General features: G+C 64.3%; 23 protein-coding genes. 8 read left to right on the forward strand and 15 right to left on the reverse strand.

The genetic code is table 11. The features are described from left to right. Nucleotides 1-32: 32 nt before the first annotated feature. On the reverse strand, nucleotides 33-1,436 hold the full coding sequence (gene leuC / locus CSQ92_RS13860; RefSeq protein WP_099394369.1) for a 3-isopropylmalate dehydratase large subunit: 1,404 nt from the start codon (nucleotides 1,434-1,436) through the stop codon (nucleotides 33-35). A 327-nt stretch (nucleotides 1,437-1,763) separates the two neighbouring features. Between leuC and CSQ92_RS13865 the strand changes: the two genes are divergently transcribed. Continuing rightward, complete coding sequence (locus CSQ92_RS13865; RefSeq protein WP_099394370.1) at nucleotides 1,764-2,894, forward strand: S41 family peptidase; 1,131 nt, start codon at nucleotides 1,764-1,766, stop codon at nucleotides 2,892-2,894. 186 nt (nucleotides 2,895-3,080) lie between these two features. Here the strand turns inward: CSQ92_RS13865 and CSQ92_RS13870 are convergent, their stop codons facing one another. Then, on the reverse strand, nucleotides 3,081-4,967 hold the full coding sequence (locus CSQ92_RS13870) for a chemotaxis protein CheA (RefSeq protein WP_099394371.1): 1,887 nt from the start codon (nucleotides 4,965-4,967) through the stop codon (nucleotides 3,081-3,083). Then, nucleotides 4,967-5,839, reverse strand: a complete 873-nt coding sequence (locus CSQ92_RS13875) for a protein phosphatase CheZ (protein WP_099394372.1) — start codon at nucleotides 5,837-5,839, stop codon at nucleotides 4,967-4,969. Before CSQ92_RS13875 ends, CSQ92_RS13870 begins: the two co-directional genes overlap by 1 nt. A gap of 478 nt (nucleotides 5,840-6,317) precedes the next feature. On the opposite strand from CSQ92_RS13875, the gene CSQ92_RS13880 reads away from it, so the two are divergent. From CSQ92_RS13880 to CSQ92_RS13905, 6 genes are all read left to right on the forward strand, one after another. Further along, nucleotides 6,318-6,785: a universal stress protein gene (locus CSQ92_RS13880; protein ID WP_070260284.1), complete on the forward strand. Its 468-nt coding sequence runs from the start codon at nucleotides 6,318-6,320 to the stop codon at nucleotides 6,783-6,785. A 155-nt stretch (nucleotides 6,786-6,940) separates the two neighbouring features. Further along, complete coding sequence (locus CSQ92_RS13885) at nucleotides 6,941-7,585, forward strand: response regulator (RefSeq protein WP_034783426.1); 645 nt, start codon at nucleotides 6,941-6,943, stop codon at nucleotides 7,583-7,585. Nucleotides 7,586-7,925: 340 nt separating this feature from the next. Then, nucleotides 7,926-8,732: a Crp/Fnr family transcriptional regulator gene (locus CSQ92_RS13890; RefSeq protein ID WP_034783488.1), complete on the forward strand. Its 807-nt coding sequence runs from the start codon at nucleotides 7,926-7,928 to the stop codon at nucleotides 8,730-8,732. 251 nt (nucleotides 8,733-8,983) lie between these two features. Further along, nucleotides 8,984-9,181 (forward strand): hemin uptake protein HemP, encoded by a 198-nt coding sequence (gene hemP / locus CSQ92_RS13895; protein WP_034750559.1) that lies wholly within the window; start codon nucleotides 8,984-8,986, stop codon nucleotides 9,179-9,181. A gap of 85 nt (nucleotides 9,182-9,266) precedes the next feature. Beyond that, nucleotides 9,267-9,593 (forward strand): hypothetical protein, encoded by a 327-nt coding sequence (locus CSQ92_RS13900; protein ID WP_070260285.1) that lies wholly within the window; start codon nucleotides 9,267-9,269, stop codon nucleotides 9,591-9,593. Nucleotides 9,594-9,632: 39 nt separating this feature from the next. Further along, nucleotides 9,633-10,859, forward strand: a complete 1,227-nt coding sequence (locus CSQ92_RS13905) for a DUF2325 domain-containing protein (RefSeq protein ID WP_099394373.1) — start codon at nucleotides 9,633-9,635, stop codon at nucleotides 10,857-10,859. A gap of 3 nt (nucleotides 10,860-10,862) precedes the next feature. Here CSQ92_RS13905 and CSQ92_RS13910 read toward each other — a convergent pair whose 3' ends face one another. From CSQ92_RS13910 to CSQ92_RS13935, 6 genes are all read right to left on the reverse strand, one after another. Next, complete coding sequence (locus CSQ92_RS13910) at nucleotides 10,863-11,414, reverse strand: glutathione peroxidase (protein WP_099388752.1); 552 nt, start codon at nucleotides 11,412-11,414, stop codon at nucleotides 10,863-10,865. A gap of 69 nt (nucleotides 11,415-11,483) precedes the next feature. Next, nucleotides 11,484-12,848, reverse strand: coding sequence for a sulfite reductase subunit alpha (locus CSQ92_RS13915; protein WP_099394374.1), 1,365 nt, complete (start codon nucleotides 12,846-12,848; stop codon nucleotides 11,484-11,486). A gap of 12 nt (nucleotides 12,849-12,860) precedes the next feature. Beyond that, nucleotides 12,861-13,901, reverse strand: a complete 1,041-nt coding sequence (locus CSQ92_RS13920) for an FAD:protein FMN transferase (RefSeq protein WP_099394375.1) — start codon at nucleotides 13,899-13,901, stop codon at nucleotides 12,861-12,863. A gap of 30 nt (nucleotides 13,902-13,931) precedes the next feature. Beyond that, complete coding sequence (locus tag CSQ92_RS13925; protein ID WP_099394376.1) at nucleotides 13,932-14,756, reverse strand: DUF4198 domain-containing protein; 825 nt, start codon at nucleotides 14,754-14,756, stop codon at nucleotides 13,932-13,934. A 10-nt stretch (nucleotides 14,757-14,766) separates the two neighbouring features. Continuing rightward, nucleotides 14,767-15,282 carry a DUF2271 domain-containing protein gene (locus CSQ92_RS13930; protein ID WP_034783417.1) on the reverse strand — a complete coding sequence of 172 codons (516 nt, stop codon included), beginning with the start codon at nucleotides 15,280-15,282 and terminating at the stop codon, nucleotides 14,767-14,769. A 32-nt stretch (nucleotides 15,283-15,314) separates the two neighbouring features. Then, nucleotides 15,315-15,968 (reverse strand): PepSY-associated TM helix domain-containing protein, encoded by a 654-nt coding sequence (locus CSQ92_RS13935; RefSeq protein ID WP_099394377.1) that lies wholly within the window; start codon nucleotides 15,966-15,968, stop codon nucleotides 15,315-15,317. A 280-nt stretch (nucleotides 15,969-16,248) separates the two neighbouring features. Between CSQ92_RS13935 and CSQ92_RS13940 the strand changes: the two genes are divergently transcribed. Continuing rightward, on the forward strand, nucleotides 16,249-16,746 hold the full coding sequence (locus CSQ92_RS13940) for a pyridoxamine 5'-phosphate oxidase family protein (protein WP_092607082.1): 498 nt from the start codon (nucleotides 16,249-16,251) through the stop codon (nucleotides 16,744-16,746). A gap of 133 nt (nucleotides 16,747-16,879) precedes the next feature. Here CSQ92_RS13940 and CSQ92_RS13945 read toward each other — a convergent pair whose 3' ends face one another. The 6 genes from CSQ92_RS13945 to CSQ92_RS13970 form a co-directional block, all read right to left on the reverse strand. Then, nucleotides 16,880-17,143 carry a hypothetical protein gene (locus CSQ92_RS13945; RefSeq protein WP_034783412.1) on the reverse strand — a complete coding sequence of 88 codons (264 nt, stop codon included), beginning with the start codon at nucleotides 17,141-17,143 and terminating at the stop codon, nucleotides 16,880-16,882. 217 nt (nucleotides 17,144-17,360) lie between these two features. Next, on the reverse strand, nucleotides 17,361-17,714 hold the full coding sequence (locus CSQ92_RS13950; RefSeq protein ID WP_099394378.1) for a KGG domain-containing protein: 354 nt from the start codon (nucleotides 17,712-17,714) through the stop codon (nucleotides 17,361-17,363). A 193-nt stretch (nucleotides 17,715-17,907) separates the two neighbouring features. Continuing rightward, a complete protein-coding gene (pdeM, locus tag CSQ92_RS13955) occupies nucleotides 17,908-18,582 on the reverse strand; it encodes a ligase-associated DNA damage response endonuclease PdeM (RefSeq protein WP_099394379.1) in 675 nt (224 codons plus the stop codon). Beyond that, nucleotides 18,579-21,038, reverse strand: coding sequence for a ligase-associated DNA damage response DEXH box helicase (locus CSQ92_RS13960; protein ID WP_099394380.1), 2,460 nt, complete (start codon nucleotides 21,036-21,038; stop codon nucleotides 18,579-18,581). The genes pdeM and CSQ92_RS13960 overlap by 4 nt, the downstream gene beginning before the upstream one ends. 7 nt (nucleotides 21,039-21,045) lie before the next feature. Continuing rightward, the gene (locus tag CSQ92_RS13965) at nucleotides 21,046-22,689 is read right to left on the reverse strand and encodes an ATP-dependent DNA ligase (RefSeq protein WP_099394381.1); all 1,644 of its coding nucleotides are present in this window, start codon (nucleotides 22,687-22,689) and stop codon (nucleotides 21,046-21,048) included. Next, complete coding sequence (locus tag CSQ92_RS13970) at nucleotides 22,682-23,722, reverse strand: ligase-associated DNA damage response exonuclease (protein ID WP_099394382.1); 1,041 nt, start codon at nucleotides 23,720-23,722, stop codon at nucleotides 22,682-22,684. The genes CSQ92_RS13965 and CSQ92_RS13970 overlap by 8 nt, the downstream gene beginning before the upstream one ends. Nucleotides 23,723-23,789: the final 67 nt, after the last annotated feature.

Consider the following 23,789-nt stretch of genomic DNA (forward strand, 5'->3'; position numbering starts at 1 on the left):
CTAGTGTAAACCAGCGGCGCCGGTCCCTGCCGTCATCGCAATCCCCGCACGTCGACAAAGTGGCCGGCGATGCCTGCCGCCGCCGCCATCGCGGGCGACACCAGGTGGGTACGGCCGCCCTGCCCTTGCCGGCCTTCGAAGTTGCGGTTCGACGTGGAAGCGCAGCGTTCGCCCGGCTCCAGGCGGTCCGCATTCATGGCCAGGCACATGGAGCAGCCCGGCTCGCGCCATTCGAAACCGGCATCCTTGAAGATGCGGTCCAGTCCCTCGCGCTCGGCCAGATCCTTGACGAGGCCGGAACCGGGCACCACCAGCGCCAGGGTGACGTTCGAGGCGCGGTACTTGCCGCGCACCACGGCGGCCGCCGCGCGCAAATCCTCGATGCGCGAATTGGTGCAGGAACCGATGAATACCTTGTCGATGCGGATGTCTTCGATGGCCGTGTTGGGCTTGAGGTTCATGTAAACCAGCGCCTTTTCCATCGCATCGCGCTTGACGCTGTCTTTTTCCAGGTCGGGGTCCGGCACGCGGCCATCGACGCCGATCACCATCTCGGGCGAGGTGCCCCAGGTCACTTGCGGCACGATGTCTGCCGCGTTGAGCGTGACGACGAGGTCGAAGCGGGCGCCAGGGTCCGAATGCAGGGTGCGCCAATAGGCCACGGCGCGCTCCCAGTGCGGACCTGCCGGGGAAAACGGACGGCCCTTGACGTAATTGATGGTGGTGTCGTCCACGCCGATGATGCCGGCGCGCGCGCCCGCCTCGATGGCCATGTTGCACACCGTCATGCGACCTTCCATCGACAGCGCGCGGATGGCCGAGCCGCCGAACTCGATACAGTAGCCCGTGCCACCGGCCGTGCCGATCTTGCCGATGATGGCCAGCACGATATCCTTGGCCGTCACGCCGGCCGGCAAGGCGCCGTCGACTTGCACCAGCATGGATTTGGATTTCTTTTGCAGCAAGGTTTGCGTGGCCAGCACGTGTTCCACTTCGGACGTGCCGATGCCGTGCGCCAGCGCGCCAAACGCGCCGTGCGTGGACGTGTGCGAGTCGCCGCAGACGACCGTCATGCCGGGCAGGGTCGCGCCCTGCTCGGGGCCGATCACGTGCACGATACCCTGGCGCTTGTCGTTCATGTTGAAGTAGGTCAAGCCATAGTGCTTGGCGTTCTTGTCCAGCGTTTCCACCTGCAGGCGCGAGACCGGGTCGGCAATGCCGTCGACGCGGCTGGTGGTGGGCACGTTATGGTCGGCCACGGCCAGGTTGGCGGAAGTGCGCCACGGCTGGCGGCCCGCCACGCTGAGGCCATCGAAGGCTTGCGGGCTGGTGACTTCGTGCAGCAGGTGCCGGTCGATGTACAGAATTGTCGTGCCATCATCTTCGGCCCGAACAACGTGGGATTCCCAAAGTTTGTCGTAAAGCGTCTTCATCATGATTTATGCAGCGTTGCCACAGCCTGTTTAAGTGATCAAGTGATACCAGGTCATACGGTGATCCACAAGGATTATGCCATATATTGGGGAATACAGAACCGAAACAGGCAAAAGCGTGGGATTGGCGATACAAAGTTTGGCCTCATTGTTCGATATGAGCTGGAAATTGCCGATATCGGCTTATCAGCGCCATCACAAGCCCATCCGCACGCGGCTTGCCGAAGGACTGACGGCGGCGGCAGAAAGGCATGTTTTTTCCTCAATCTTTCGTGTATTGTGTTTCGACAATAATGACCGGCGCACGCGCGCCACCACACTGGGACTTCGATGAAACTGAACTTGTTGGCGCTGGCCGCCCTGACCCTGGCCGGCGCCCATGCGGCGGCCGCCACGCCGGGAGAAACATGCGTACAGGACTTGCGCGCCATTGCGCCCTTCCTGCTGGAAAATGACACGGGCGCGCGCCAGCACCTGGAACAAAAGGGACAGGCGTATTTCGACCTGGCGCTGGCCACGGCCACCACGGCGGCGGCCGGCGCGGCCGATGGCCAGGCCTGCGATGCGGTGCTGGAAAACTATGCGCGCATGTGGCGCAAGGGCCATCTGCATGTGAAGCCGGGCAGCGCGCTCGATATCGCCAAACCGGCGCCGGCACGGCCCGCCGCGCCGGGACAGGCGGCAGCATCGAAGGAACCGGCGCTGCGGATATTGTCGGACTCGACTGTACTGCTGACCTTGCCCAGCTTTCACGGCAGCTACTGCGCCGCCGTGGCCGCCCTGCTCGATACGCATCGCGCGGCACTGGCGGCGCGCCCCAACTGGATCCTCGACGTGCGCCGCAACGGCGGCGGCAGCGACAGCACGTATGCGCCGCTGCTGTCCTGGATCAGTTCGGGAGAGATCGTCCGCATGGGCGCCGAATGGCTGTCCACGCCGGCCAATATCGAAGGCCAGGAAAACGTCTGCGCGCTGCTGGCGCCCGGCGACCAGGCATGCGCCGCCTTTGCGGCCCAGGCCGTGACGCAGATGCGCAGCGTCAAGCCGGGCCAATACGCGCCGCAGCACGGTAGCGGCACCATCAGCTATATGCGCGCGGACACGCCGGAACCGCGCCGGCCGGCGCGCGTGGCCGTGCTGGTCGACCGCGACTGCGCCAGCTCCTGCGAAGAATTCCTGCTGGCGGCGCGGCAAAGTTTTCATGTGGAATTGATCGGCCGCAACAGTTACGGTGCACTCGACTATTCCAACCTGCGCCTGCACGCCCTGCCATCGGGACAGCGCCACCTGCAATACGCCACCTCGCGCTCGGCCCGCTTGCCGCAGCTGCAGGTGGATCTCGGTGGCATCATGCCCGATATCTACCTGCCGCCACCGAAGGACGAGGCGGAGCGCGCTCAGGAAGTGCTGCGCGTGCAGCGCTGGCTTGAAGGGGGAACTTTACGCCCCGGCGGCGTTTGATTACCCAATGAAAAAGCCCACTACGCATAGTGGGCTTTCAATGAATAAAGCAAATACTTACTTACGGAGCCTGACAAAACCGTAGCGAGCGGAAGGGAGAGGTGGCTAAGAAGCGCAACCGTACTCTAGTACGGTGAGCATCGCAGGCCGCCTATACCGACGCGCAGTAGGTTTGGTCAGGTGCTCTCATGCAGCCAAACGCACGCTCCCCCGGCACCCATCCATCAGGAACGACAGGCCGACAACCAGCACCAGCTCGCCCTCGGCCGAGCGGGCCGTGCCCGTGATGCCTTCCACGGTGATGGCCGTCATCGGCTTGATCACCAGGTCGGCCGTGCCATCGACGGCTTCCACGGCCAGGATGTAAGGCTGTGGCGCAGCGACCACGATGCCGACACGCTCGCTGCACGATTCATAGCCCAGGGAGCCGGCCAGCGACCGCACGGGCAATGGACGGCCCTGGTCTTTCAGCACGGGCGCGCCGCCCACTTCCATGAAGGTTTCCGGCAATTCGACGACGCGTTGCACCACCGCCATCGGCAGCGCCAGCGCGGCACCCGACGTCGACACCAGCATGGTCGGCACGATCGACAGTTCGATCGGCAGGCGGATGGCAAATTTCGTGCCCTTGCCCAGCGCCGACTCGATATGGATGGCGCCGCGGTTTTTCTCCACGGCCGTTTTCACCACGTCCATGCCCACGCCACGGCCGGAGACGCTGGACGCGACTTCCTTGGTCGAGAAGCCCGGCAGGAACACCAGCTGGAAGCATTCGTCGTTGCTCAATTGCGCGTTTTCGCTGATCAAGCCCTTTTGCTGGGCCTTGCTGCGCAGGAAGGCCGGATCCATGCCCTTGCCGTCATCCTGCAGCACGATCATGACACTGTTGGCTTCCTGCCATGCTTTCAGTGAAATATACGACTTGGCGGGCTTGCCGGCAGCCAGGCGCGCTTCCGGTGATTCGACGCCATGGTCGAGCGAGTTGCGCAGCATGTGCACGAGCGGATCGTACAAGCTGTCGACCACCACGCGGTCGACTTCCGTCTCCGCGCCCTCGATGGTCAGCTCGACATCCTTGCCCAGGTCCTTCGCCAGCTCGCGCACCAGGCGCGGGAATTTCTGGAACAGACGGCCCACGGGTTGCATGCGCGTGGCCAGGGTGGCCCGCTGCAATTCCGTCGAGTAGCGCGAAGCGCGTTCCAGGGTTTCCGCCAGAGTCGCCATCAGGGTGGCAGCCTGGCCTTCGAATTTGAATTGCAGCAAGCGCTCAAGCAGCACGGCAGCCTGGTTGGCGGCCTGCACGGATTCGCCGGCCACTTCCAGCAGGGCGTCGAGCTTGACGGCGTCGACGCGGATGCTGTCTTCCTTGACGGGCGCGGCATGGCGCACTTCCGGACGCTCTTCGCGTCGTTCGGCGCCATCCCAATTCTTGGCGGCCGGCTTGGCGGCAGCGGCAGCGGCCGGCGCGGCGGCCACGACGGCAGGCGCAGCGGCGACGGCGGACACCGGCGCGGCAGCGACCCGGCTGCCCTCGGGCACGACGGCGTTATACATGCCTTCCCAGTCCAGGCCATCGGCGCCGGCGGTGGAAACGGCGGCGGCGGGCGCGGCCACGGCAACTTCTGCGACCTCGGCAACGACCACGGCCGCTTCCGCCACCACGGCGGCCGGCGCAGGCGCGTCCATGCCCTTGCCTTCGATGGCGTTCGTCAGGATATGTTCCAGCTCTTCCGGCATGGCCGGCAAGCTTTCCGGCGCGGCGCCATTCGCCAGTTCCGTCAGCTGGTCGGCCACGAAACCGGACGCTTGCAGCGCCGCCTCGATGGCGATGGGGGTTACCGGCGCTGCGCCCGTGCGCAAGGCGTCAAACAGGTTTTCCGTCAGATGGCAGGCCGCCACCAGCGCGGGCAAGCCCATGAAGCCGGCGCCGCCCTTGATGGTGTGGAAAGAACGAAACACGGCATTCAGTGTTTCCTTGTTGTCAGGATCACGCTCGAGGCGCAATAAGTGCTCTTCAACATTAACCGCAAGATCCATCGCCTCAACGACGAAATCCTTGAGCATATCGTCCATTAGAATCCCAAATCCGCAAGAAGGTCGTCTACATTATCCTGGTCCAGCGCCACCGACGGCACGGACGGGCCCTGCATCAGCGGCACCGGCTTTTGCGCCAGCTTTTCGCGCACCTCGGCCGGCGCGTTGTCGCGCAGCAGCTGAGCCAGCTCGTGCTCCACCGTCTTGGTGATGTTGACCACTTTTTTGATCAGCTGGCCCGTGATGTCCTGGAAGTCCTGGGCCATCATGATTTCCAGCAAGCGTGCTTTTTCCGCTTCCGTTGCTTCGGCAACGGCTTGCGCGAACTGGCGTGAATCGCCGGCCAGGGCCTTGAATTCTTCCAGGCTCAGCTTGCCATCGAACAAGGCTGTCCAGCGGCTGTCCATGTCCTTGGCTTTCTTCGACAGCACGTCTTGCGCCGGCATGCCTTCGTCGAGCGTATTCAGGACCTTGTTGGCGGCCTGCTCCGTCAGGGTGGCGACATATTCCAGGCGGTCCTGGGCGTCGACGATCTGCGACGACGCTTCCGTCAATGCCTTGTCGTAGCCCAGTTCGCGCAGCGAATCGTGCAGCAGGCGCACGATGCCGCCCAGGCGCTCGAACATCGGCTTGTCGGACTGGTCGACCGGGTCGGCCGCTTCGCCAGGCGCACCGGCGCTGGCCACGGGGGTCGCTTCCGCTGCGGCTGGCGCGGCAGCCACCGGCGCCGCTGCGGCTGCAGCTGCCGGTGCGGCGGCGCTGGCCGACACGGAGTCGAACAGCGCGTCAAAATCGTCATCCGCGATCACGGCGGGAGCGGGCGCGGCGGCAGGCGCCGGCGTGGCTGCGGCCGCGCTTTGCGCGGATACTTCATCGAATAATGCATCGAAATCATCAGCGGCGTTGGTCATATCCCTGCTTCTCCATAATTTGTCAAAATTCCGCCTGAACTGTGCGTTTTACAGACTGATACCCACAATTTCTCGATTAAGATGATTTGAGGCAATACCGCTGCGATGGTGCGAGTGTAGCAGGGCGCCGCCCTGTTGGTAAATCTCAAAACGCGCTTCCCGGTGCAAAGCTGGCCCACAAGAGCTTTTCCGCCAGGAAATAAGTGTTCCTGCTGTTGTATTTTGAAATACTACCATTGGCGTGCGTGCAAGACCACGCGCCGCACAAGAAATCCTGCCCGCGGGCGCCTGCGCAACAGCGCCATATGGATATCGCTGGGACATCGTTGCACCTTAAACACGATCTTTCTGCCAATGTTGTCTATACTGAAGGTGCAGTAGTATTGACAATTATCAAGTCTTTACATGAATACAATGCTGCCGCCACGTCTACAATAAGAGGCGTTGCGCGCGCTGAGTCATCGCCAAAGGACCTGCCATGTATAAGAAAATTCTGATCGCCACGGACGGCTCCACCGTCTCCAACTTGACGGCCTGCGCCGGCGTTGCCTTTGCCGAACAGATGCACGCCGACATCCTTGCCGTGTACGTGGCACCCGAGTACCAGTACCCGGTGTATATCGAAATCATTCCGCCAAGCTATCCCAGCGAAGAGGAATACCGCATCGCCATGCGCAAGGCGGGCGCCGACCACTGGCAGCCCATCCTCGACGCGGCTGCCAAGCGGGGCCTGCAGGCGACGGGCTTGACGGCCTTTTCCGACAGCCCGGCCCTGAAAATCGTGGAAGTGGCGCAATTGCAGCAATGCGACCTGATCTTCATGGGCTCGCATGGCCGCAGCGGTTGGGGCCAGTTGCTGCTGGGCAGCGTCACCAACAAGGTGCTGTCGCACTCGAAATTGCCCGTGCTCGTGCATAGGCTGATCAAGGAACCCCCGGCAAAATAAGGGGTCACATGGCCACGGAGGCCGCCGTTGCCGGCACAGCAAGAAAAAGGCAAACGTGCGGCCACTTCAGTTAAAATGACAACATTTCTCGTTTCTTAACATTTGATTGTCCGGTAACGGACACAGCAGATTACACGCCACCAGATTGCCCGCCTATGATACGTATTGTGATTGCCGACGACCACACCATCATGCGTGAAGGATTAAAGCGCATCCTTGACGGCGCGCCGGATATCGACATCGTGGGTGAGGCCATCGACGGGTTTGAAGTCCTCAACCACGTGCGCCAGGGCGGCTTCGACCTGCTGCTGCTCGACCTGTCGATGCCGGGCCGCAGCGGCGTCGACCTGATCCGGCAAATCCGCAGCGAGGCGCCCAAGCTGTCCATCCTGATCCTCACCATGCATGAGGAAGAGCAATATGCGGTGCGCGCCATCCGCGCCGGCGCGCAAGGCTATCTGACCAAGGAAAGCGCGGGCACCCAGCTCGTGGGCGCCATCCACAAGGTGGCGTCGGGACGCCCCTACATCAGCGCCGAGGTGGCGGAGCAGCTCGTGCTCAACATCATGATGCCGAATGAAAGCTTGCTGCATAAACAGTTGTCGGACCGCGAATTCGAAGTCTTTTCCCTGCTGGTGGCCGGCAAGTCGATCACGGAAATTGCCAACAACCTGCATCTGAGCGTGAAGACGGTGAGTACGCACAAGACGCGCATCATGCAAAAGATGGGCATGAGTTCCCTATCGGAAATGGTCCAGTATGCCGTCGCGCACCGCCTGCTATCGCCCTTCAAGACGTGATCCTCCTGGCGCGCGTCCGCGCGCCAACTGTAGGAACAATCCTACCTCACCTACCGCAGCTCCTACTGCCATATTCAGCCACTGCTGATATTAATTGCATACGGTTGTTGGCATACTGAAACCAGTCATCAAGTTGCTGGAAAGTTATTTCATCACACAGCAAGTCTTCAGCGAATTGAGCATTACCTGCCTGGACGCGCGCCGCCGACCCTTGCCCGCCCGCCGCCCCGAGCACCCCGTCATTCAACTCTGAACTACCTGTCACCAGGAGATGAACATGCTGTCCACGCAAACGCCCGACACCCGCGCTGCCTCACCGTCGCTGGCCCCCTCCTCCCCGATGGAAGCGGGACGCCAGCGCCAGGGCCGGCTCTGGTCGAACCTGAAGGAGGTGTGCGACCTGCTGCATATCTCCAGCGCCTGCACCATCGCCGCTGACGAACTGCTGTTCCAGCACGTGCAATTCAAGACGGGCCAGCGCGTGCATACCATCGGCCAACCGTTCGACACCCTGTACATCGTCAATTCGGGCTTCCTGAAAACCGTGCTCATCGATGAATTCGGCAATGAGCAGGTACTCAGCTTCCCCATGAAGGGCGACATGCTGGGCGTCGACGGCATCCACTCGCGCCATTACTCCTCGGAAGCGGTGGCCCTGTCCGACTGCGACCTGATCCTGCTGCCGTTCAAGAAGCTGACGGCGCTGGGCAGGGTGCACCTGGAACTGGAAAACGTCATGTATGGCGTGATGAGCCGCGAACTCGTGCGGGAGCAAGCCATGATCGGCATGCTGGGCGCCCTCAGCGCCGAAGCCCGCGTGGCGCGCTTCCTCGTCTCGCTGGCCGACCGCTTCGCGCAGATGGGCTATTCGAGCAAGCTGTTCAACCTGCGCATGACGCGCCATGAAATCGGCAGCTACCTGGGCCTGACCCTGGAAACGGTCAGCCGCACCTTGTCCGCATTCAATGAAATTGGCCTCATCACGGTTGACCAGCGCACCATCGGCATCAAGGATCCGGACGCCCTGAAAACCCTGCGCCGCCTGCCGCCGTCGCGCTCGCGCGCCAAGCAGCTGGCCGCCGCCAAACTCAAGGCCGATACCACCGCAGCCGCCACCGCCTCGGCGCAATTGCTGGCCACCATTTAGCGCCATCCCGATTTCTTCAAGCTTGGCACAGGCTTGGCCCGGCCAAGGCGCGCAACGCCTTGCCGGGTCTTTTTTGCGGCCACTCCCCTTCCGCGCCGCGCCAGCGGCCACCTTTGCGCAGCAGCATCTTCCACGCTGCCATCTCGCCGCAAAAAAGCGCGGATTCCACACAAATAAGCCTTGCTTTTCGGGCCACATTCAACAATAATGCAAATACGAATCATTCTCAACTGAGATAAAGAAAGCCCAACATGCAAAGCTCAAAACCAGCCTTGATCCAGGATGCCGCTACCGCCCACGTCCGTCCTCCCGTCAGCATGGCCCAGCCGGCGCGCCGCATCACCAGCGAAGCGCTGCTGCAGCAGGGCCGCGAAGTGGAGATTGAGCACAGCGGCAAGATCTATCGCCTGCGCGTCACCCAGTTGAACAAGCTGATCCTGACTGCCTGAAGCAGCACGGCAGCCAGTCACCACACTCGCCAGCCAGTCGCGCTCCGTGCGCGCAGCCAGCCAAACCACCGCACAGGAGTGTTTGATGGCGAACGACCGACCTTCCACGATGTTTCCTTCCCCGCAAGGCCAACAGCCTGAATTGCTGCTGTCGGCCGTGCTGCATCTGATGTCGCACTACCATGCGGGCAGTCCCTGCGAGAAACTGGCCGGTGTCATCGAACGCCATCTGCAAGTGCTGTCGAATTCGCCCGGCCTGGGCCCCGTGCTGCAAGCGACGTGCCAGCAGCTGTCGCAGCAGTGGGCCGCCCTGGTGGCGCTGCACCGGCCCGCGCCGCCGAAGACCACATTGCTCGAGCGCCTGGCACGCATGCTGAGCGCCAAGCGCCCTGCCTCGCCCCTGCCTCAATAATTTCTCTTCAACACTGCCACCGCCCAACAGGATACCGCCATGTGTGACAAAGACCAGTCCTTGCCCGTCATCAGCAATTGTTCCAGCGACGGAGCCGAAACGGCCGCGCTCGCTTCGCGCCGCCGCCGGCTGTGGGAACTGTCGCATACCTGCCATTGTCCGCTGGTCGGCGTGGGCTTGCCATTGGGCTACCTGCGCAAGCTGGTGGGCAAGATGACGGGCGGGCGCGTGCTGGCAGACGACTATGAAGTGCACGTGGGCGCCGTGACGGAATGCGGCGCGCGCAACCGCCTGTCCGAAGCGCTGCAAAAGGAACTCGAACGCCGCTACGCTCCCGTGATCCTGCGCTTTCGCGGCGCCAAGACCACGGAGCAGGTAGCGCAACTGTGGCGCACGGCCGTCGCCAACGGCGACGTGTCGGGCGCCTTCTGGGCTGGCCTGACGCACCCGCGCTGCGATGCCGAGCTGGAAGAGCAGATGTGCAGAGACTTGCACATGATCCAGCACCAGGCCGGCGCCTGCGTGCGCGCCGACATGGGCAAATTTACGGCCTTGCAGGAAGAAAACGCGCGCCTGGCGCATGAACTGGCCAAGCTGCAACAGCGCAGCCAGGCCGCACTGATGGAAAAAACGGGCGAGCTGGAGCGCCAGGAAGCCGTGCTGCTGCGCACGCGTGCCGAGGCCATCGGCAAGGATAGCGTGATCGATGGCTTGCGCGCGGAACTGGCGCAATTGCAGGCCGCAATCCCGGCGCTGGAATCGCGCACGCGCCTGGTCGAACGCCTGGCGCAAATGGATGAGCGCGAAAAGGAATTGCGCCAGCAAATCGCGGAATTGAAACAGGCCCAGCCACGCCCGGCCGCTGCCGCGCCGCCACCGGCGCCGAAGCTGGAAGTGCCGACCGGCGGCAAGCTGAAAATGCCGATCCGCCTGGTCGACCAAAGCGTGCTGTGCGTGGGCGGGCGCAGCGGCAATGTCGCCACCTACCGCGCCCTGATCGAGCGGGTCGGCGCGCAATTCGCCCACCACGACGGCGGCCTGGAAGACAATGCCAACCTGCTCGATTCGAGTCTGGCGGCGGCCGACCTGGTGATTTGCCAGACGGGCTGCATCAGCCACAGCGCCTACTGGCGCGTCAAGGATTATTGCAAGCGCACGGGCAAGCGCTGCGTCTTCATCGACAACCCCAGCATTTCCAGCCTGGCACGGGGCTTGCAAGAAGTCAGTGGCGAGATGGAGCCAGCCGCGCTGGACGCCTCCGACTAAAACCTAGGCCTGCAACTCGCGCGCGATGGCTTCGCGCAAGAGCGCATCGTCGACCGTGGTGTCGGGCGCGAAACGCCCCACCACCTTGCCGTCCTTGCTGATCAAAAACTTCTCGAAATTCCACAGCACGTCGCTCGGCTGCTCCTGCGTGATGCCGTAGCCGGCCAGCTTGGCGCGGAAATCGCTGCCCGGCTTTTCCTGCGCCCGCGGCTGCTCTTGCACCAGGCGCTGGTACAGCGGATGCTGGCCCGGGCCCTTGACGACGATTTTCTCAAACATGGGAAATTGCACGCCAAACGTGCCACGACAAAAGTCCGCGATCTCGGCATTGGTGCCCGGCTCCTGCGCACCGAATTCATTGGCGGGAAAACCGGCCACCACCAGGCCCTCGGCCTGCTTGTCGGCGTAGAGTTTTTCCAGTCCTTCGTACTGCGGCGTCAAGCCGCAGGCGGAGGCCACATTGACCACCAGCACGACCTTGCCGCGATAAGCGTCCAGGCTGGTGGGTTCGCCATTGATGCGGCGCAAGGGAATGTCGTAAATGCTGTCGCTCATGATGTGTCTCCTCGGATGAAACAATCATGATAGCCGTGTGTGCGCGAACGCGCTGGCGGCGTCAAAAACTCAATACACGTCGCGCCGGTAGCGCCCTTCGGCCGCCAGCGCGTCGAGCGCGGGCCGGCCCAGCATCTCTTGCAGGGCCTGGTCGACGCCGCCCGCCATGCCGGCCAGGCTGCCGCAAATGTAGATGGCGGCGCCCTGTTCCAGCCACAGCTTGACCTCGTCGGCATTGCCGCGCAGGCGGTCCTGCACGTAGGTCCGCTCCGCCTGGTCGCGCGAAAACGCCAGGTCCAGGCGCGGCAAGTCGCCACTGGCGTGCCAGCGCTCAATTTCCTCGCGATAATGGAAATCGTGGGCCAGGTTGCGCTCGCCAAAGATCAGCCAGTTGCGCCGCTGCCCCGCCAGCACGCGGCTCTTCAGGTGGCCGCGCAAGCCGGCGATGCCGCTGCCGTTGCCGATCAGAATTAATGGCCGCCGGGCATTGTCTTCCAGGCGGAAGCGTTTGTGCTGGCGCAGGCGCAACTGCACCACGTCGCCGACCTTGGCTTGCGCCGTGAGCCAGCCCGAGGCCAGGCCCAGGCTGCCATCGGGATGCGCATGCTGGCGCACCAGCAAATGCACGCTGCCATCATGCGGAATCGAGGCGATCGAATATTCGCGCGGCTGCGCCGGATCGGCGGGCGCGGCCACCTGCACCAGGTCGCCCGACTGCCATTCCGGCAAGCTGCCCGTCACCGGCGCCAGTTCCACGTGGTAGATGGCGCCGCCGGCGCTGCCAGGGTTGAGGTGGCGCCGCTGCGTCAAACGCCAGTCGCCGAAGGCGGGGGCGCTCCAGTCGGGCGCGTCGCTGGTGCCGGCCAGGTGGCTCAGGTGCTGGAACCATTGCTCGATGGCGGCGCTGGCGCTGCGGTCAACTTCGATGCGCTCGAACAGGCGCGACCCGCCCTGCGCCGCCAGCCAGGCATCGAGCGCGCGGCCGAAGCCGCAATAATGGCCATAGCTGCGGTCGCCCAGGGCCAGCACGGCGTAATGCAATTGCGGCAGCGCCAGCTCGCCCGTCATCAAGCGTCCCATGAAGGCGGCCGCATTGTCGGGTGCGTCGCCTTCGCCATACGTGCTGACCAGGAACAAGGCCCGCTCGGCTTGTTGCAGATCAATGGCCGTGAGGTCGGCCAGCGCACACAGGCGCACGGGGATGCCGGCCAGTTGCAGGCTCTGCGCCGTTTGCGTGGCCAGTTCCTCGGCATTGCCCGTCTGGCTCGCATACGCCACCAGCCAGGCGGGACTGTTGGCCAGCGCCGCCCTGGCGGCGTCGGACGCGCGGCGCTTGGCGCGCGCGCGCAGCCAGGGCGCCAGGCACACGCCCGCATAACTGAGGGACAGGGCCGCCAGCAAGGCCAGCCGCGTCGTATCGTGCGTAAAAATCATGGAATCAATCGTTCATTCGTCGAGCATGGCCAGCATGTGGCTGCTCAGCGTTTCGTGGTAGCCCTCGCCGTCGCGCTGCAGGAAGCGCGCAGCCAGGCCCTGCTCTTCGGCCAGCGCCATGCCGGCTTCCGGCCCCAGCACGGTCAGGGCCGTCGACCAGGCATCGGCCGCCATGCATTCGGCATGCACGACGGTGACGGAAGCGAGTTGGTTGGCGATCGGCATGCCGCTGCGCGGATCGATGGTGTGTGAGAAGCGAACTGTGCCGTCCTGGAAGAAACGCCGGTAGTCGCCCGAGGTCGCCACGGACAAGCCGTGCAGCGCCAGCAGCATTTCCGCCGGATGCTGTGCATTATCGGCACTATCGGCGGCGCCATCGGCCTGTTCCAGCATGACCCACCACGGCTGGCCATCGGGCTTGCTGCCGGCGCCGCGCAGCTCGCCGCCCACTTCCACCAGGTAATGGTGGATGCCCTGGCTGTCCAGGTAGCGGGCCAGGCGGTCCACGCCATAGCCCTTGGCCACGGCGGACAAATCGAGCTGCAAGCCGCCCGGCTGGCGCGCGCGACGGGCCGGCAAGTCGAGTTCCAGGCGGCGGCGCTGGCGCTGCGCCAGCAGCAGCGCCACGGTATCGTCTTTCGGCGGCAGGAAGCCAGGCTCGTCATAACGGTTGCGGGGGCCGAAGCCCCACAGGTTGACGAGCGCGCCCGCACACGGGTCGTACGCGCCGCCGGACGCTTGCGACACGTGCATGGCAAAGCCCAGCACCTCGCAAAACGCGGCGGGCAGGCTGTGCCAGCTGCCAGGCTCGGCCCGGTTGAAGCGGCCCAGGTCGGACTCGTCGCTCCAGTGGCTCATTTGCGCCACCACCAGGTCCAGCTGCTGCTGCAAGCCCTGCTGCAAGTCGGCGCTGCCCGCGCGTCCCGGCATGGCGGGCTCGAGCAAGCGTACCGACCAGCTGGTGCCCATCGACAGGCCGCGCAAGTCCCGGATCGCGGCACCGGGCGGCGCGACCTGATCGGAAATATGCTGCGGCAGCAGGACCCGGCGCATCGGCGCTCTCGCTCGCGAAGATGCCGCCGCTTACTGCGGCAACACTTCCACGGTGGCCGCGTACGTCATGCGGCGCTCGGGCATGGCTGGCGGCTGGCCGGCCACGGCCGGTGCGGCCGCTGGCCAGGTGCTGCTCAGGTAGTACATGCCGGCCGCCGGGACCGTAAACGTGATCTCGCCCTTGGCATCCGTGCGCTGGCGGATTTCACCGAGCACGCCACGGTAGCGCACGCCGCCTGGCACGAGGCTGAAGGCCTGGTTCGCCGCCGGCTTGCCATCGACCAGGAAGCGCCACGTGGCTTTCTCGCCGGCGCGCAAGTCGTTCGGGTGCGTCACCGGCACGAATTCCAGGCCCACGCCTGTCGGCTTGAACACTTCCGTGCTGGTTTCGCCATTGCTGAAGAAGGTTTCCAGGCGCGCTGCCGTGCGCGTGATTTTCAGTTCTTGCGCGTCAGCCGGCACTTCCTTCTTGAACGTTTCCTCGTTGCCACGGAAACGCTTCTGCTCGCCATTGAGCTTGTAGCTGCCCATCACGTTTTGCGACACGATGGCCGCTTTATACGTGCCAGGCTTTTCCATTTTCACATCGAAGACGCTGCGCAAACGGCCCGTGACCGTGTTCGCCGGCGTGACTTTGGCGCCGTCCGGACCGGTGACTTGCAGCGCGTCCAGGCGCAGCGGCTGGTGGTCGATCTCGAACAGGCCGTCGGAGACGGCTGCGTCCACCGTCACCCAGGCGTCCTTGCTTTCCACCATCGTGCTCGATGGCACCATCCAGCCGCGGTGGGCGTGGGCGTTCATGGCCAGGCCGGCCAGGGCCAGAGCCATCAGGGATTGATTGAGTCGATTGAACATGATGTGCGCCTTATGGTTTGAGTTGGACGACGACATTGCCGAGTTCTTCCTTGCCTTTGGCAGGCACGGACTGGGCCGACTTCAGCGGCCACTGGAACGGCACGCGCACCAGCTCGCGTCCACCCGCTTCGCGCGCCGCTTCCACCACCACCTGGTATTCGCCGGCCGGCAGCTTGTCGAGCAAGGCCTTGGCACCGGGGAAAGTCAGGGTATGTTCGCCCGGCGCACGCGTGGCGCCGCTGACGCCGTCAACGGGCATGGCCAGGTCGCGGCCGCTCTTGCGCCACCATTGACGCATGTCCTTCAGCCATTTTTCGCCGGCCTTGTCCTTCTTTTTCACGTCATACAGCACCGTCAGATTGCCGACGACCTTTTGATCGGCCGTTTCCAGCCATGCCGCCACGTAGGGACGGTGGTACTCCGCCACGTTCAGTTGCGGGATTTCAATCTTGAGGGCCAGGTCGGCCGCCATCGCCGAAGTGCCGATCAGGGGAAGGCCAAGCGCCAGGGAGTAGCGTAATTTCATGGTGTGCCTGTAAAAAGGAAAAATAAAAACGATCAGTGAATAAACAGCAAGGCGATCGCGCAAGGTATCAAGATACCGAGACCAACCATCGGCCAGGTAAATGGCCGGTTGGCCGCGTGGAACTTCAAAATCAATAGCCCCGTCAGGCAAAACACGATGCAGGCGCCGGCAAAGATGTCGATGAACCAGCTCCAGGCCACGCCCGTGTTGCGGCCCTTGTGGACATCGTTGAGCCAGGATACCCAGCCCCGGTCCGTCAATTCATATTCGGCGGCCCCGTCTTCCAGTCCGATGCGCACCCAGGCATCGCCGCCCGCCTTGGGCAGCGGCAAATACACTTCGTCGATCGACCATTCGGCGGGACGGCCGCCCGCATTGAGCGACCATTGCTGCTTGAGCCAGGCTTCGGCGGCGGCCGGCATGGGCGCATTGGCACCATCGTGCTTGGCGGCATACGCGGCCAGTTCCGTGACGAGGGGTGCCGGCAACGCCGCCTTCTGGCGCGTGATCGCCGGCTTGGATTCGATCTGGCCTGCGTGGTTCAGGGTGATGCCGGTGATGGCGAACAAAAACATGCCCAGCAGGCAAAGCGCTGAGCTGATCCAGTGCCATTGATGCAAGTTCTTCAGCCAGACGGCGCGGCTGGCGTTGTTCTTGGCCTTGTCTGCGGCGCCCGCATTACCCATCAAGCGCTCCCGGCAAGGAGCGGGCCAGGTGGCGCGACAAGTCAGTGTGCTTCATTCCCATCCTTCAATCAAAGTTCATGCCGACATTTTCAAACAAATGATAATGATTATCATTTATTAAGTCAATACATGGGGCGCCCCGCCGGGCCAGCGTTTTGTAACAGCTTTGAAACATGCATGGCGTGACAGGGCGATGCGCGCCGCTACGTAAGCTGCCGTACAGAGCCGCGAGCCATGCCCGCCTATGCTGTTGTTCAGGACAATCAAACAGGAGCACAATATGCAAGCGTATTCCAGCGAACAACTGGCCAGCATCGCGGCCAAGATCAAGGATGTCAAATTCGGCATGCTGACCACCAGCGACGACATGCGCACCCTCACCAGCCGGCCGCTGACGCAGCAGCAGGTCGACAAGGAAGGGCACATCTGGTTCTTTGTCTCGGACGAGGCCGCCTACACGCGCGACTTGCTGAACAATCCACAAGTCAATGTCAGCTTTGTCGACACGGGCGACAGCCTGTATGTATCCGTCTGCGGCCACGCGCAGCTGCTGAAGGACCGCGCCAAGGCGGAGGAATTGTGGAACCCGCTGGTCAAAGCCTGGTTCCCGGGCGGACTCGACGATCCGAAGCTGTCGCTGATCAAGGTGACGATCCAGTCGGCCGAATACTGGGATAGCAGCGCCAGCAAGATGATGCAATTCTATGAAATGGCCAAGGCCGCCATTACGGGCGAGCCGCCGAAGGACTTGGGCGAACACGGCAGGGTCGATCTGTAGCCGACTCGCCAGTGTTACCCGCGCCGGCAAGCAGCCGGCGTTACTCCCCGTACGGAGGAATGGCCAGCCGGCGTGCGCGAACACGTCCAACGGCTGGCCCTGCGGGGATTACCAGACAGTCAAGAAGGGAAGCTCAGACGCCGGTACTGCCCGTGGTGTCCGGCCCATCGTCGGCACTCTGCCTGCTCTGCCCGGCGGAACCGGACTGGTGATGGGGCAAGCGGTCGGCGCGCCGCACTTCGCCGATGGAAAACAGATCGTCGCCGATATCGAGGCCTTGCTCGCTATCGACCAGCACAAAGTTTTCAGCCGAGTCGGCCGTGCTTTGCTTGCTGCCCGCCGTGGATGGCGTGCCGCCCTGGCTATTGCCCGGTTGCGGCGTATTCGAGTTGCCCATTATCTTCTCCCTGATCATCGATGCGGTTGACTGCGAGGTGATTGCCAGGTGATCGCACATTGCCGGCGCAGCTCATTCATCATAGTCCATGCCTGCTGCATTGCATCAAAATTTTGCGGCTGCCGGACAGATGCGGCCATGGCCAGCGGCGTGCCTGCCTGCCGCTGGCCATGCTCACTTGCTACTGCTCCTTGCTACTGCTCAATACTGCTGGCGACTACTTGTTGCGCGACCCTGAACTCGATCCCGAACCGCCGCTTTGCTTGTTGCCACTGTCGCGGTTGCCTTCCTGGTTCATGCTGGCATTGTCGCGCGAGCCGCTGGAGCTGGTTGCGCTTTGCCGGCTGGCATCGTTCTTGTGACTTTGGCTGCCTGCGCGGCGGGCCTCTTCCGAGGTGAATTCATGCGCCGTGCCTTTTTCATGCGCGGCACGCCCCCCTTCGCTGGCGATTTCGCGCTGCTGGGCGGGGTCCATGGAAGCGAAGCCACGTTTGCTGGTATCGCTTTGCTTGTTGCCGCCGCTGCTACTGGTTTTACTACCTTGCTGTTTATTGTCGCTCGATGTGGCCATGATGATCTCCTTGATCGATGGAATCAGAAACAGTGCAAACCATGCAATTCTTCCCCCTCGCATGGCAAGGGAACAGTCATCTTAGTGCGCACATGGGGCACAAGAAATAGGAGGATGGCAAGAGCGTATGTAGGATGTGTCCCGCCTACGGTAACGCAGTTACTTTCAGTTTTCCACCAAAAGTACCAGACACTCAGCAGTTAGCGTGTAGTGCGAAAATCGCCGCGTCGGCCGTCACGTAGACGCGCTCGCCAGCGGCTGGCCGCACCGCATGGCCGCCCGTGAATGCGCCAAACGAGGGCAGGATGGCGCGATGCTGGCCCAGCAGGAAACATGGCAGGCGCAAGCCGCCCCTTTCAGCGCGCAAGTGAAACACGGGATGCACGTGGCCGGCCAGCACATAACCGGGCGCGGCGGTGTCCGGGTGATGGCAGAACGACAGATTGCCCACCTGATGCGGCTCATCGACCATGCTGATCCCCAGCGCGGCGGCCGGGTCGCCCGCATGCGCATCGTGGTTGCCGCGCACCACCGTCAATCGCACGTCCGGATGGCGCGCGCGCCAGGCCAGCATGGCGGCCACGGTGGCGGCCCCATGCGCGGCGCGCGCGTGCAAAAAATCGCCGAGAAAGACGATTTCCTCGCAAGCGTAACTGGCCAGCAAGGCGTCGAGCGCCAGCAGGTTTTGCGTGGTGGTGCCGCGCGGCACGGGCACGCCCAGCGCGCGAAACGCGGCTGCCTTGCCGAAATGGATGTCGGCGATGACCAGCATACTGCGCGCGGGCCAATACACGGCCTTGTGCGCCAGCAGCCACAGGATCTCGCCGGCCAGTTCCACCACGCAGTGCGCTTGCTGCGGGCCGCTCATGCGGCCGCCTTTTCCAGCGCGCTGACCAGGCGCGCCACCCGGTCCGACAGCTTTTCCGTCGTCAGCTGTTCGCGGAAGCGCTCGACCATCAGGCCGAAGGCAAACGGCGATGCCCGCTCCAGCGCTTGCAGGGAAATCTGCCGGCCGTGCAGCTCGCGCAAGGTGGCGCGCAAGCGCGTCAATTCCAGTTCCTGTTCCAGCACTTCGCGCTGCGCCTGCGTGAGCAGCAAATTGGCCGCGTCGTGCTTGCGGAACACTTCAAAGAAGAGCGAGGAAGACGCCTGCAGCTGGCGCGCGCTTTTCGGCTGGCCAGGATAGCCCTGGAACACGAGGCCGGCGATGCGGGCGATTTCGCGGAAGCGCCGCTGCGACAATTCAGTCGCGTTCAGGCTGGCCAGCACGTCTTCCAGCAGATTGTCCGTGCTGAACAGGGCAATATCGGCGCCGCTGGCGGCCGTCAACAGCGGCGCATAATCGATGTCGTCCGCGCCCAGCAATTCAAAGCCGTAGTCGTTGACGGCAATCGACAAGGTCGCCGGCTGCACGCGCGCGATGCGGTACGCCAGCAGCGACGCCAGGCCCAGGTGCACCGAGCGCCCGGCAAACGGATACACGAACAGGTGATGGCCTTCGCGGCTGGACAAGGTTTCAAGCAAGAGGCTGGCGCGCGTGGGCAGGCTCGACCATGCCTGCTGAATGGCCAGCAGCGGCGCCAGCGCGCGCATTTCCGGCCCGCTGGCCTTCCCTTCTTGCGCCAGCTGCAACTGGTCCAGCACGGCATGCGCGAGTTCCGACGACAGCGGCATCTTGCCGCCCTGCCAGCGCGGCACGGCGCCGCGGCTGCCTGTTGCGCGCCGCACGTAGGCCGTCATCTCGTGCACGCGCACGAATTCAAGGATGCGCCCGCCAAACAAAAAATGGTCGCCCTGCTTCAGGCGCGCGATGAACGATTCCTCGATGCTGCCGATGCGCGCGCCACCGAGAAACTTGACCTGGATCGCCGCCTCCGACACGATGGTGCCGATGCTCATGCGGTGGCGCCGCGCCAGGGCCACGTCCGGCACGCGGTACACGCCCTCATCGTCCGGCAGCACTCGCCGGTATTCCGGATACACGGTCAGGCTTTGCCCGCCGCGCGCAACGAAGTCGAGCGCCCATTGCCACTCGTCCGCTGTCAGGTGGCGATACGACCAGGCGGCGCGTACTTCCTCATACAATTGGGCCGACTGGAAGCCGCCACCCAGCGCGATCGTCACCAGGTGCTGCACCAGCACGTCGAGCGGCTTGTCCGGCACGGGCCGCGCTTCCAGGTGGCCCTGCGCCAGGGCAGCGCGGGCAGCGGCCGCTTCCAGCAATTCCAGGCTGTTGGTGGGCACCAGGGTGACGCGCGAGATGCGCCCCGGCGCGTGGCCGCTGCGCCCGGCCCGCTGTACCAGGCGCGCGATGCCCTTCGCGCTGCCCACCTGCAAGACCCGCTCGACGGGCAGGAAGTCGACGCCCAGGTCCAGGCTGGACGTGCACACGACGGCTTTCAGTTCGCCCGTTTTCAGGTGCTGTTCGACCCACTCGCGCACTTCACGGTCCAGCGAACCGTGGTGCAGGGCGATCAGTCCCGCCCAGTCGGGCCGCGCATCGAGCAAATGCTGGTACCACAGCTCGGCCTGCGAACGCGTGTTGGTGAATACCAGGGTGGTGGCGCTGCCCTCGATCTCGGCGATCAGGGGCTGCAGCATCTGGATGCCCAGGTGGCCGCCCCAGGGAAAGCGCGTGGGGTTGACGGGGATCAGGCTGTCGACAAGGATGCGCTTTCTAATTTTACCTTCCACCAGCACGCCGGCGTTTTCCTCGCCCAGCAAGACGTCCTGCGCCTGCTGCAAGTTGCCCAGGGTAGCCGACAAACCCCACGTCATCAGGTTTTCCTGCCAGCGGCGCAAACGGGCCAGGGCCAGTTGCACCTGCACGCCGCGCTTGCTACCCATCAATTCGTGCCACTCGTCGACGATCACGGTTTCCAGCAGGCTGAAACGTTCCCGGGCGTCCGCCTGGCTCAGCATCAGGGACAGGCTTTCCGGCGTCGTGACGAGCACCTCGGGCCAGGCCTTCGCCTGCCGCGCCCGCTGCGCGGCGCTCGTGTCGCCCGTGCGCGCCTCGATGCACCAGCCGGGAGCGAGCTCCGCACCCGAGGCTTGCAGCGCGCGCACGGTGTCGGCGGCCAGTGCCCGCATGGGCGTGATCCACAGCACGCGCAAGCCCTGCTTTCTCCCCTTGCGCGCCAGCCGCTCGGCGCGCAGCAAGGCGCCGAACCACACGGCATACGTCTTGCCGGAACCCGTGCTCGCATGCAGCAGGCCGGAGCGCCCCTGCGCGCCAGCACGCCAGACGGCGCGCTGGAACGGAAACACCGTCCAGCCGCGCGTGACAAACCACGCATCGATGCGCTGCGCCGGCGTGCTCATCGCTTGCTCATGTGGTCTGGGCCAGCATGGCCTTCAGGGTGGCCAGCGTGTCCGCGTCGGCGATGGCCTTGTCTTCGCGCCGGCGCAGGATGCGGGGAAAGCGCACGGCGATGCCCGCCTTGTGGCGGCTCGACGCAGCGATACCTTCAAAACCGATCTCGAACACCATCGTCGGCCGCACGCTGCGCACGGGACCGAATTTTTCTATCGTCGTCTTGCGGATGGCGGCATCGACCTGGCCGATCTCCGCATCCGTGAGGCCGGAATACGCCTTGGCGAACGGCACCAGCTTGCGTTCTTCACCGCCCTCCTCATCCGTGTCACTGTCCCACACGGCAAAGGTGTAGTCCGTGTACAGCGACGCGCGCCGGCCATGGCCCGCCTGGGCGTAGATCAGCACGGCGTCGATGGCATACGGGTCGATCTTCCATTTCCACCAGGTGCCCACATCTTTCGTGCGGCCCACGCCATACGCAGCCGACACAGCCTTGAGCATCAAGCCTTCCACGCCGCGCGCCCGCGATTCGCTGCGGATGGCCGCCAGCGCCTCCCAGCTTGCCGCCTCGATGCGCGGCGACAGACGCAGCGCGGGAGAATTCACGCCGGCCACCACGGTTTCCAGCAGCGCGCGGCGCTCCAGCTGGGGCAGCTGGCGGACGTCGACGCCATCGATTTCCAGCACATCGTAGGCCACCAGCACGGCGGGCAGCTCGGCCAGCAGCTTGGGCGACACAGTCTTGCGGCCCATGCGTTGTTGCAAGTCGGCAAATGGCGCAGGCACGTCACCCGGCTGCCAGATGAGGATTTCGCCATCGAGCACGGTCCCCTCGGGCAAGGCCAGCTGCGCCAGTTCGGGAAAGCGCTCCGTGATCAATTCCTCGCCGCGCGACCATAGCCAGTTCACGCCCTCGCGGCGCAGCAGCTGGGCGCGCATGCCGTCGTATTTCCATTCGGCCAGCCAGTCGCCGATGCCGCCCAGCGTCTCCGGCCCCGCCTGCAAGGGGTGCGCGAGGAAGAACGGGTAAGGCTGGCCGCCGCGCAGCGCATGCTCGCCCTCCGACTGCGCGGCGATCAGTTTGAGAAAGCCCGCGCCCGTGGGGCTGACCTTGCCATCGGTCCAGCCCATCAGGCGCTGGGCGATCAGCTTGCTGTCGACGGCCGCGATGGATGCCAGCGCGCGCGTCACCAGCAATTTTGACACGCCCACGCGAAAGCCGCCGCCTATCAGTTTGAGCAACAAAAACCGTTCGCGCGTTTCCAGCTCGTCCCAGTAGGCCAGCAAGTCGGCGCGGATGGTGTCGGGCGCCGCGCCGCGCAACGGCGCGATGCGCTGCTCGACCCACTCGGCCAGGCCGATGTCGCTGCACCTGGCGGGTGCGGGCAGGATCAGGGCGATGGTTTCGGCCAGGTCGCCCACGGCGTGGTAGGCCTCGTCGAACAGCCAGGCATCGAGGCCCGCCCGCTCGGTCGCGTACTCGCGCAACAACCTCGTGGGCACGGCCTGGCGCGGCTTGCCGCCGGCCAGGAAATACACGGCCCAGGCCGCGTTTTCCGGCGAGGCGCCGCGAAAATAGGCTTGCAGCGCCGCCAGCTTGCGGCTGGTGGAGGTGGTTTCGTCGAGTTCCGCGTACAGCCGGGCAAAGTCACGCATGGGTGACGTCCTCCGCTGCCGTGGACGCACCGGGCGCATTGTCATCGGCCTCGTCGTCGCCATATTCCGTCTCGAAGCCGCCCGCCTGCCAGCCGTTCTGCTGCAGCCAGCGCACCATCACGGGAATCGAGCCATGCGTGACGATGATGCGTTCAGCCTGCGTAGCCTGGATGGCTTGCATCAGGCCGGGCCAGTCGGCATGGTCGGACAGGACAAAACCCCGGTCCACGCCACGCCGCCGGCGCGCGCCGCGCAGCAGCATCCAGCCGCTGGCAAACGCATCGCTGTAGTCGCCGAAACGCTTCATCCACGGCGAGCCGGCGGCCGACGGCGGCGCGATCACCAGCGCCGTCTTCAGGACCGCCTTGTCCGTGACCTCATCGACCATGACAGTGGAGGGCAAGGCCACGCCGCACTCGCGGTAGACCTGCGTCAATGCCTGCGCCGCGCCATGGCAGATGATGGGACCGATGGTCGCGTCCAGTCCCGCCAGGATGCGCTGCGCCTTGCCGAAGGCATAGCAGAACAGCACGCTGGTGCGTCCCTCGGCCGCATTCCTGCGCCACCACTGGTTGATATCGTCATAAATCTCTTGCGGCGCCTGCCAGCGGTAGATGGGCAGGCCGAAGGTCGATTCCGTGATGAAGGTGTCGCAGCGCACGGGTTCGAACGGTGCGCAGGTGGGGTCGGGCTGCAGCTTGTAGTCGCCGGACGCCACCCACACTTCACCGCCGTACTGCATGCGCACCTGGGCCGAGCCCAGCACGTGGCCGGCAGGATGCAGCGACACTTGCACGCCGTGGTGTTCGATCGTGTCGCCATACGCGAGTGCCTGGATGGAAACGGCGCCCATGCGCGCGCGCAGCACCTGCTCGCCGGGAGCGGCGCACAGGTAATGCCGGTGTCCGACTCTCGCATGGTCGGCGTGCGCGTGCGTGATGATGGCGCGCTCGACGGGGCGCCACGGGTCGATGTAGAACTGACCCGGCACACAATACAAGCCTTCCTTGCGCACCACCACCATGTCTGTCATGCCCTGCTCCCTGCGTTAAAAAAGCGCGTTGGAATGGGCTGATTCTAGCGCGCTTGCGGCAGATCAC

Source organism: Janthinobacterium sp. BJB446 (assembly GCF_002735655.1).
Classification (GTDB): Bacteria; Pseudomonadota; Gammaproteobacteria; order Burkholderiales; family Burkholderiaceae_D; genus Janthinobacterium; species Janthinobacterium lividum.

Bases quoted from the DNA above. Each gene is read 5' to 3' on its own strand.
- leuC (WP_099394369.1), bottom strand. From the start codon at position 1,436: ATGATGAAGACGCTTTACGACAAACTTTGGGAATCCCACGTTGTTCGG.
- CSQ92_RS13865 (WP_099394370.1), top strand. From the start codon at position 1,764: ATGAAACTGAACTTGTTGGCGCTGGCCGCCCTGACCCTGGCCGGCGCC.
- CSQ92_RS13870 (WP_099394371.1), bottom strand. From the start codon at position 4,967: ATGGACGATATGCTCAAGGATTTCGTCGTTGAGGCGATGGATCTTGCG.
- CSQ92_RS13875 (WP_099394372.1), bottom strand. From the start codon at position 5,839: ATGACCAACGCCGCTGATGATTTCGATGCATTATTCGATGAAGTATCC.
- CSQ92_RS13880 (WP_070260284.1), top strand. From the start codon at position 6,318: ATGTATAAGAAAATTCTGATCGCCACGGACGGCTCCACCGTCTCCAAC.
- CSQ92_RS13885 (WP_034783426.1), top strand. From the start codon at position 6,941: ATGATACGTATTGTGATTGCCGACGACCACACCATCATGCGTGAAGGA.
- CSQ92_RS13890 (WP_034783488.1), top strand. From the start codon at position 7,926: ATGGAAGCGGGACGCCAGCGCCAGGGCCGGCTCTGGTCGAACCTGAAG.
- hemP (WP_034750559.1), top strand. From the start codon at position 8,984: ATGCAAAGCTCAAAACCAGCCTTGATCCAGGATGCCGCTACCGCCCAC.
- CSQ92_RS13900 (WP_070260285.1), top strand. From the start codon at position 9,267: ATGGCGAACGACCGACCTTCCACGATGTTTCCTTCCCCGCAAGGCCAA.
- CSQ92_RS13905 (WP_099394373.1), top strand. From the start codon at position 9,633: ATGTGTGACAAAGACCAGTCCTTGCCCGTCATCAGCAATTGTTCCAGC.
- CSQ92_RS13910 (WP_099388752.1), bottom strand. From the start codon at position 11,414: ATGAGCGACAGCATTTACGACATTCCCTTGCGCCGCATCAATGGCGAA.
- CSQ92_RS13915 (WP_099394374.1), bottom strand. From the start codon at position 12,848: ATGATTTTTACGCACGATACGACGCGGCTGGCCTTGCTGGCGGCCCTG.
- CSQ92_RS13920 (WP_099394375.1), bottom strand. From the start codon at position 13,901: ATGCGCCGGGTCCTGCTGCCGCAGCATATTTCCGATCAGGTCGCGCCG.
- CSQ92_RS13925 (WP_099394376.1), bottom strand. From the start codon at position 14,756: ATGTTCAATCGACTCAATCAATCCCTGATGGCTCTGGCCCTGGCCGGC.
- CSQ92_RS13930 (WP_034783417.1), bottom strand. From the start codon at position 15,282: ATGAAATTACGCTACTCCCTGGCGCTTGGCCTTCCCCTGATCGGCACT.
- CSQ92_RS13935 (WP_099394377.1), bottom strand. From the start codon at position 15,968: ATGGGTAATGCGGGCGCCGCAGACAAGGCCAAGAACAACGCCAGCCGC.
- CSQ92_RS13940 (WP_092607082.1), top strand. From the start codon at position 16,249: ATGCAAGCGTATTCCAGCGAACAACTGGCCAGCATCGCGGCCAAGATC.
- CSQ92_RS13945 (WP_034783412.1), bottom strand. From the start codon at position 17,143: ATGGGCAACTCGAATACGCCGCAACCGGGCAATAGCCAGGGCGGCACG.
- CSQ92_RS13950 (WP_099394378.1), bottom strand. From the start codon at position 17,714: ATGGCCACATCGAGCGACAATAAACAGCAAGGTAGTAAAACCAGTAGC.
- pdeM (WP_099394379.1), bottom strand. From the start codon at position 18,582: ATGAGCGGCCCGCAGCAAGCGCACTGCGTGGTGGAACTGGCCGGCGAG.
- CSQ92_RS13960 (WP_099394380.1), bottom strand. From the start codon at position 21,038: ATGAGCACGCCGGCGCAGCGCATCGATGCGTGGTTTGTCACGCGCGGC.
- CSQ92_RS13965 (WP_099394381.1), bottom strand. From the start codon at position 22,689: ATGCGTGACTTTGCCCGGCTGTACGCGGAACTCGACGAAACCACCTCC.
- CSQ92_RS13970 (WP_099394382.1), bottom strand. From the start codon at position 23,722: ATGACAGACATGGTGGTGGTGCGCAAGGAAGGCTTGTATTGTGTGCCG.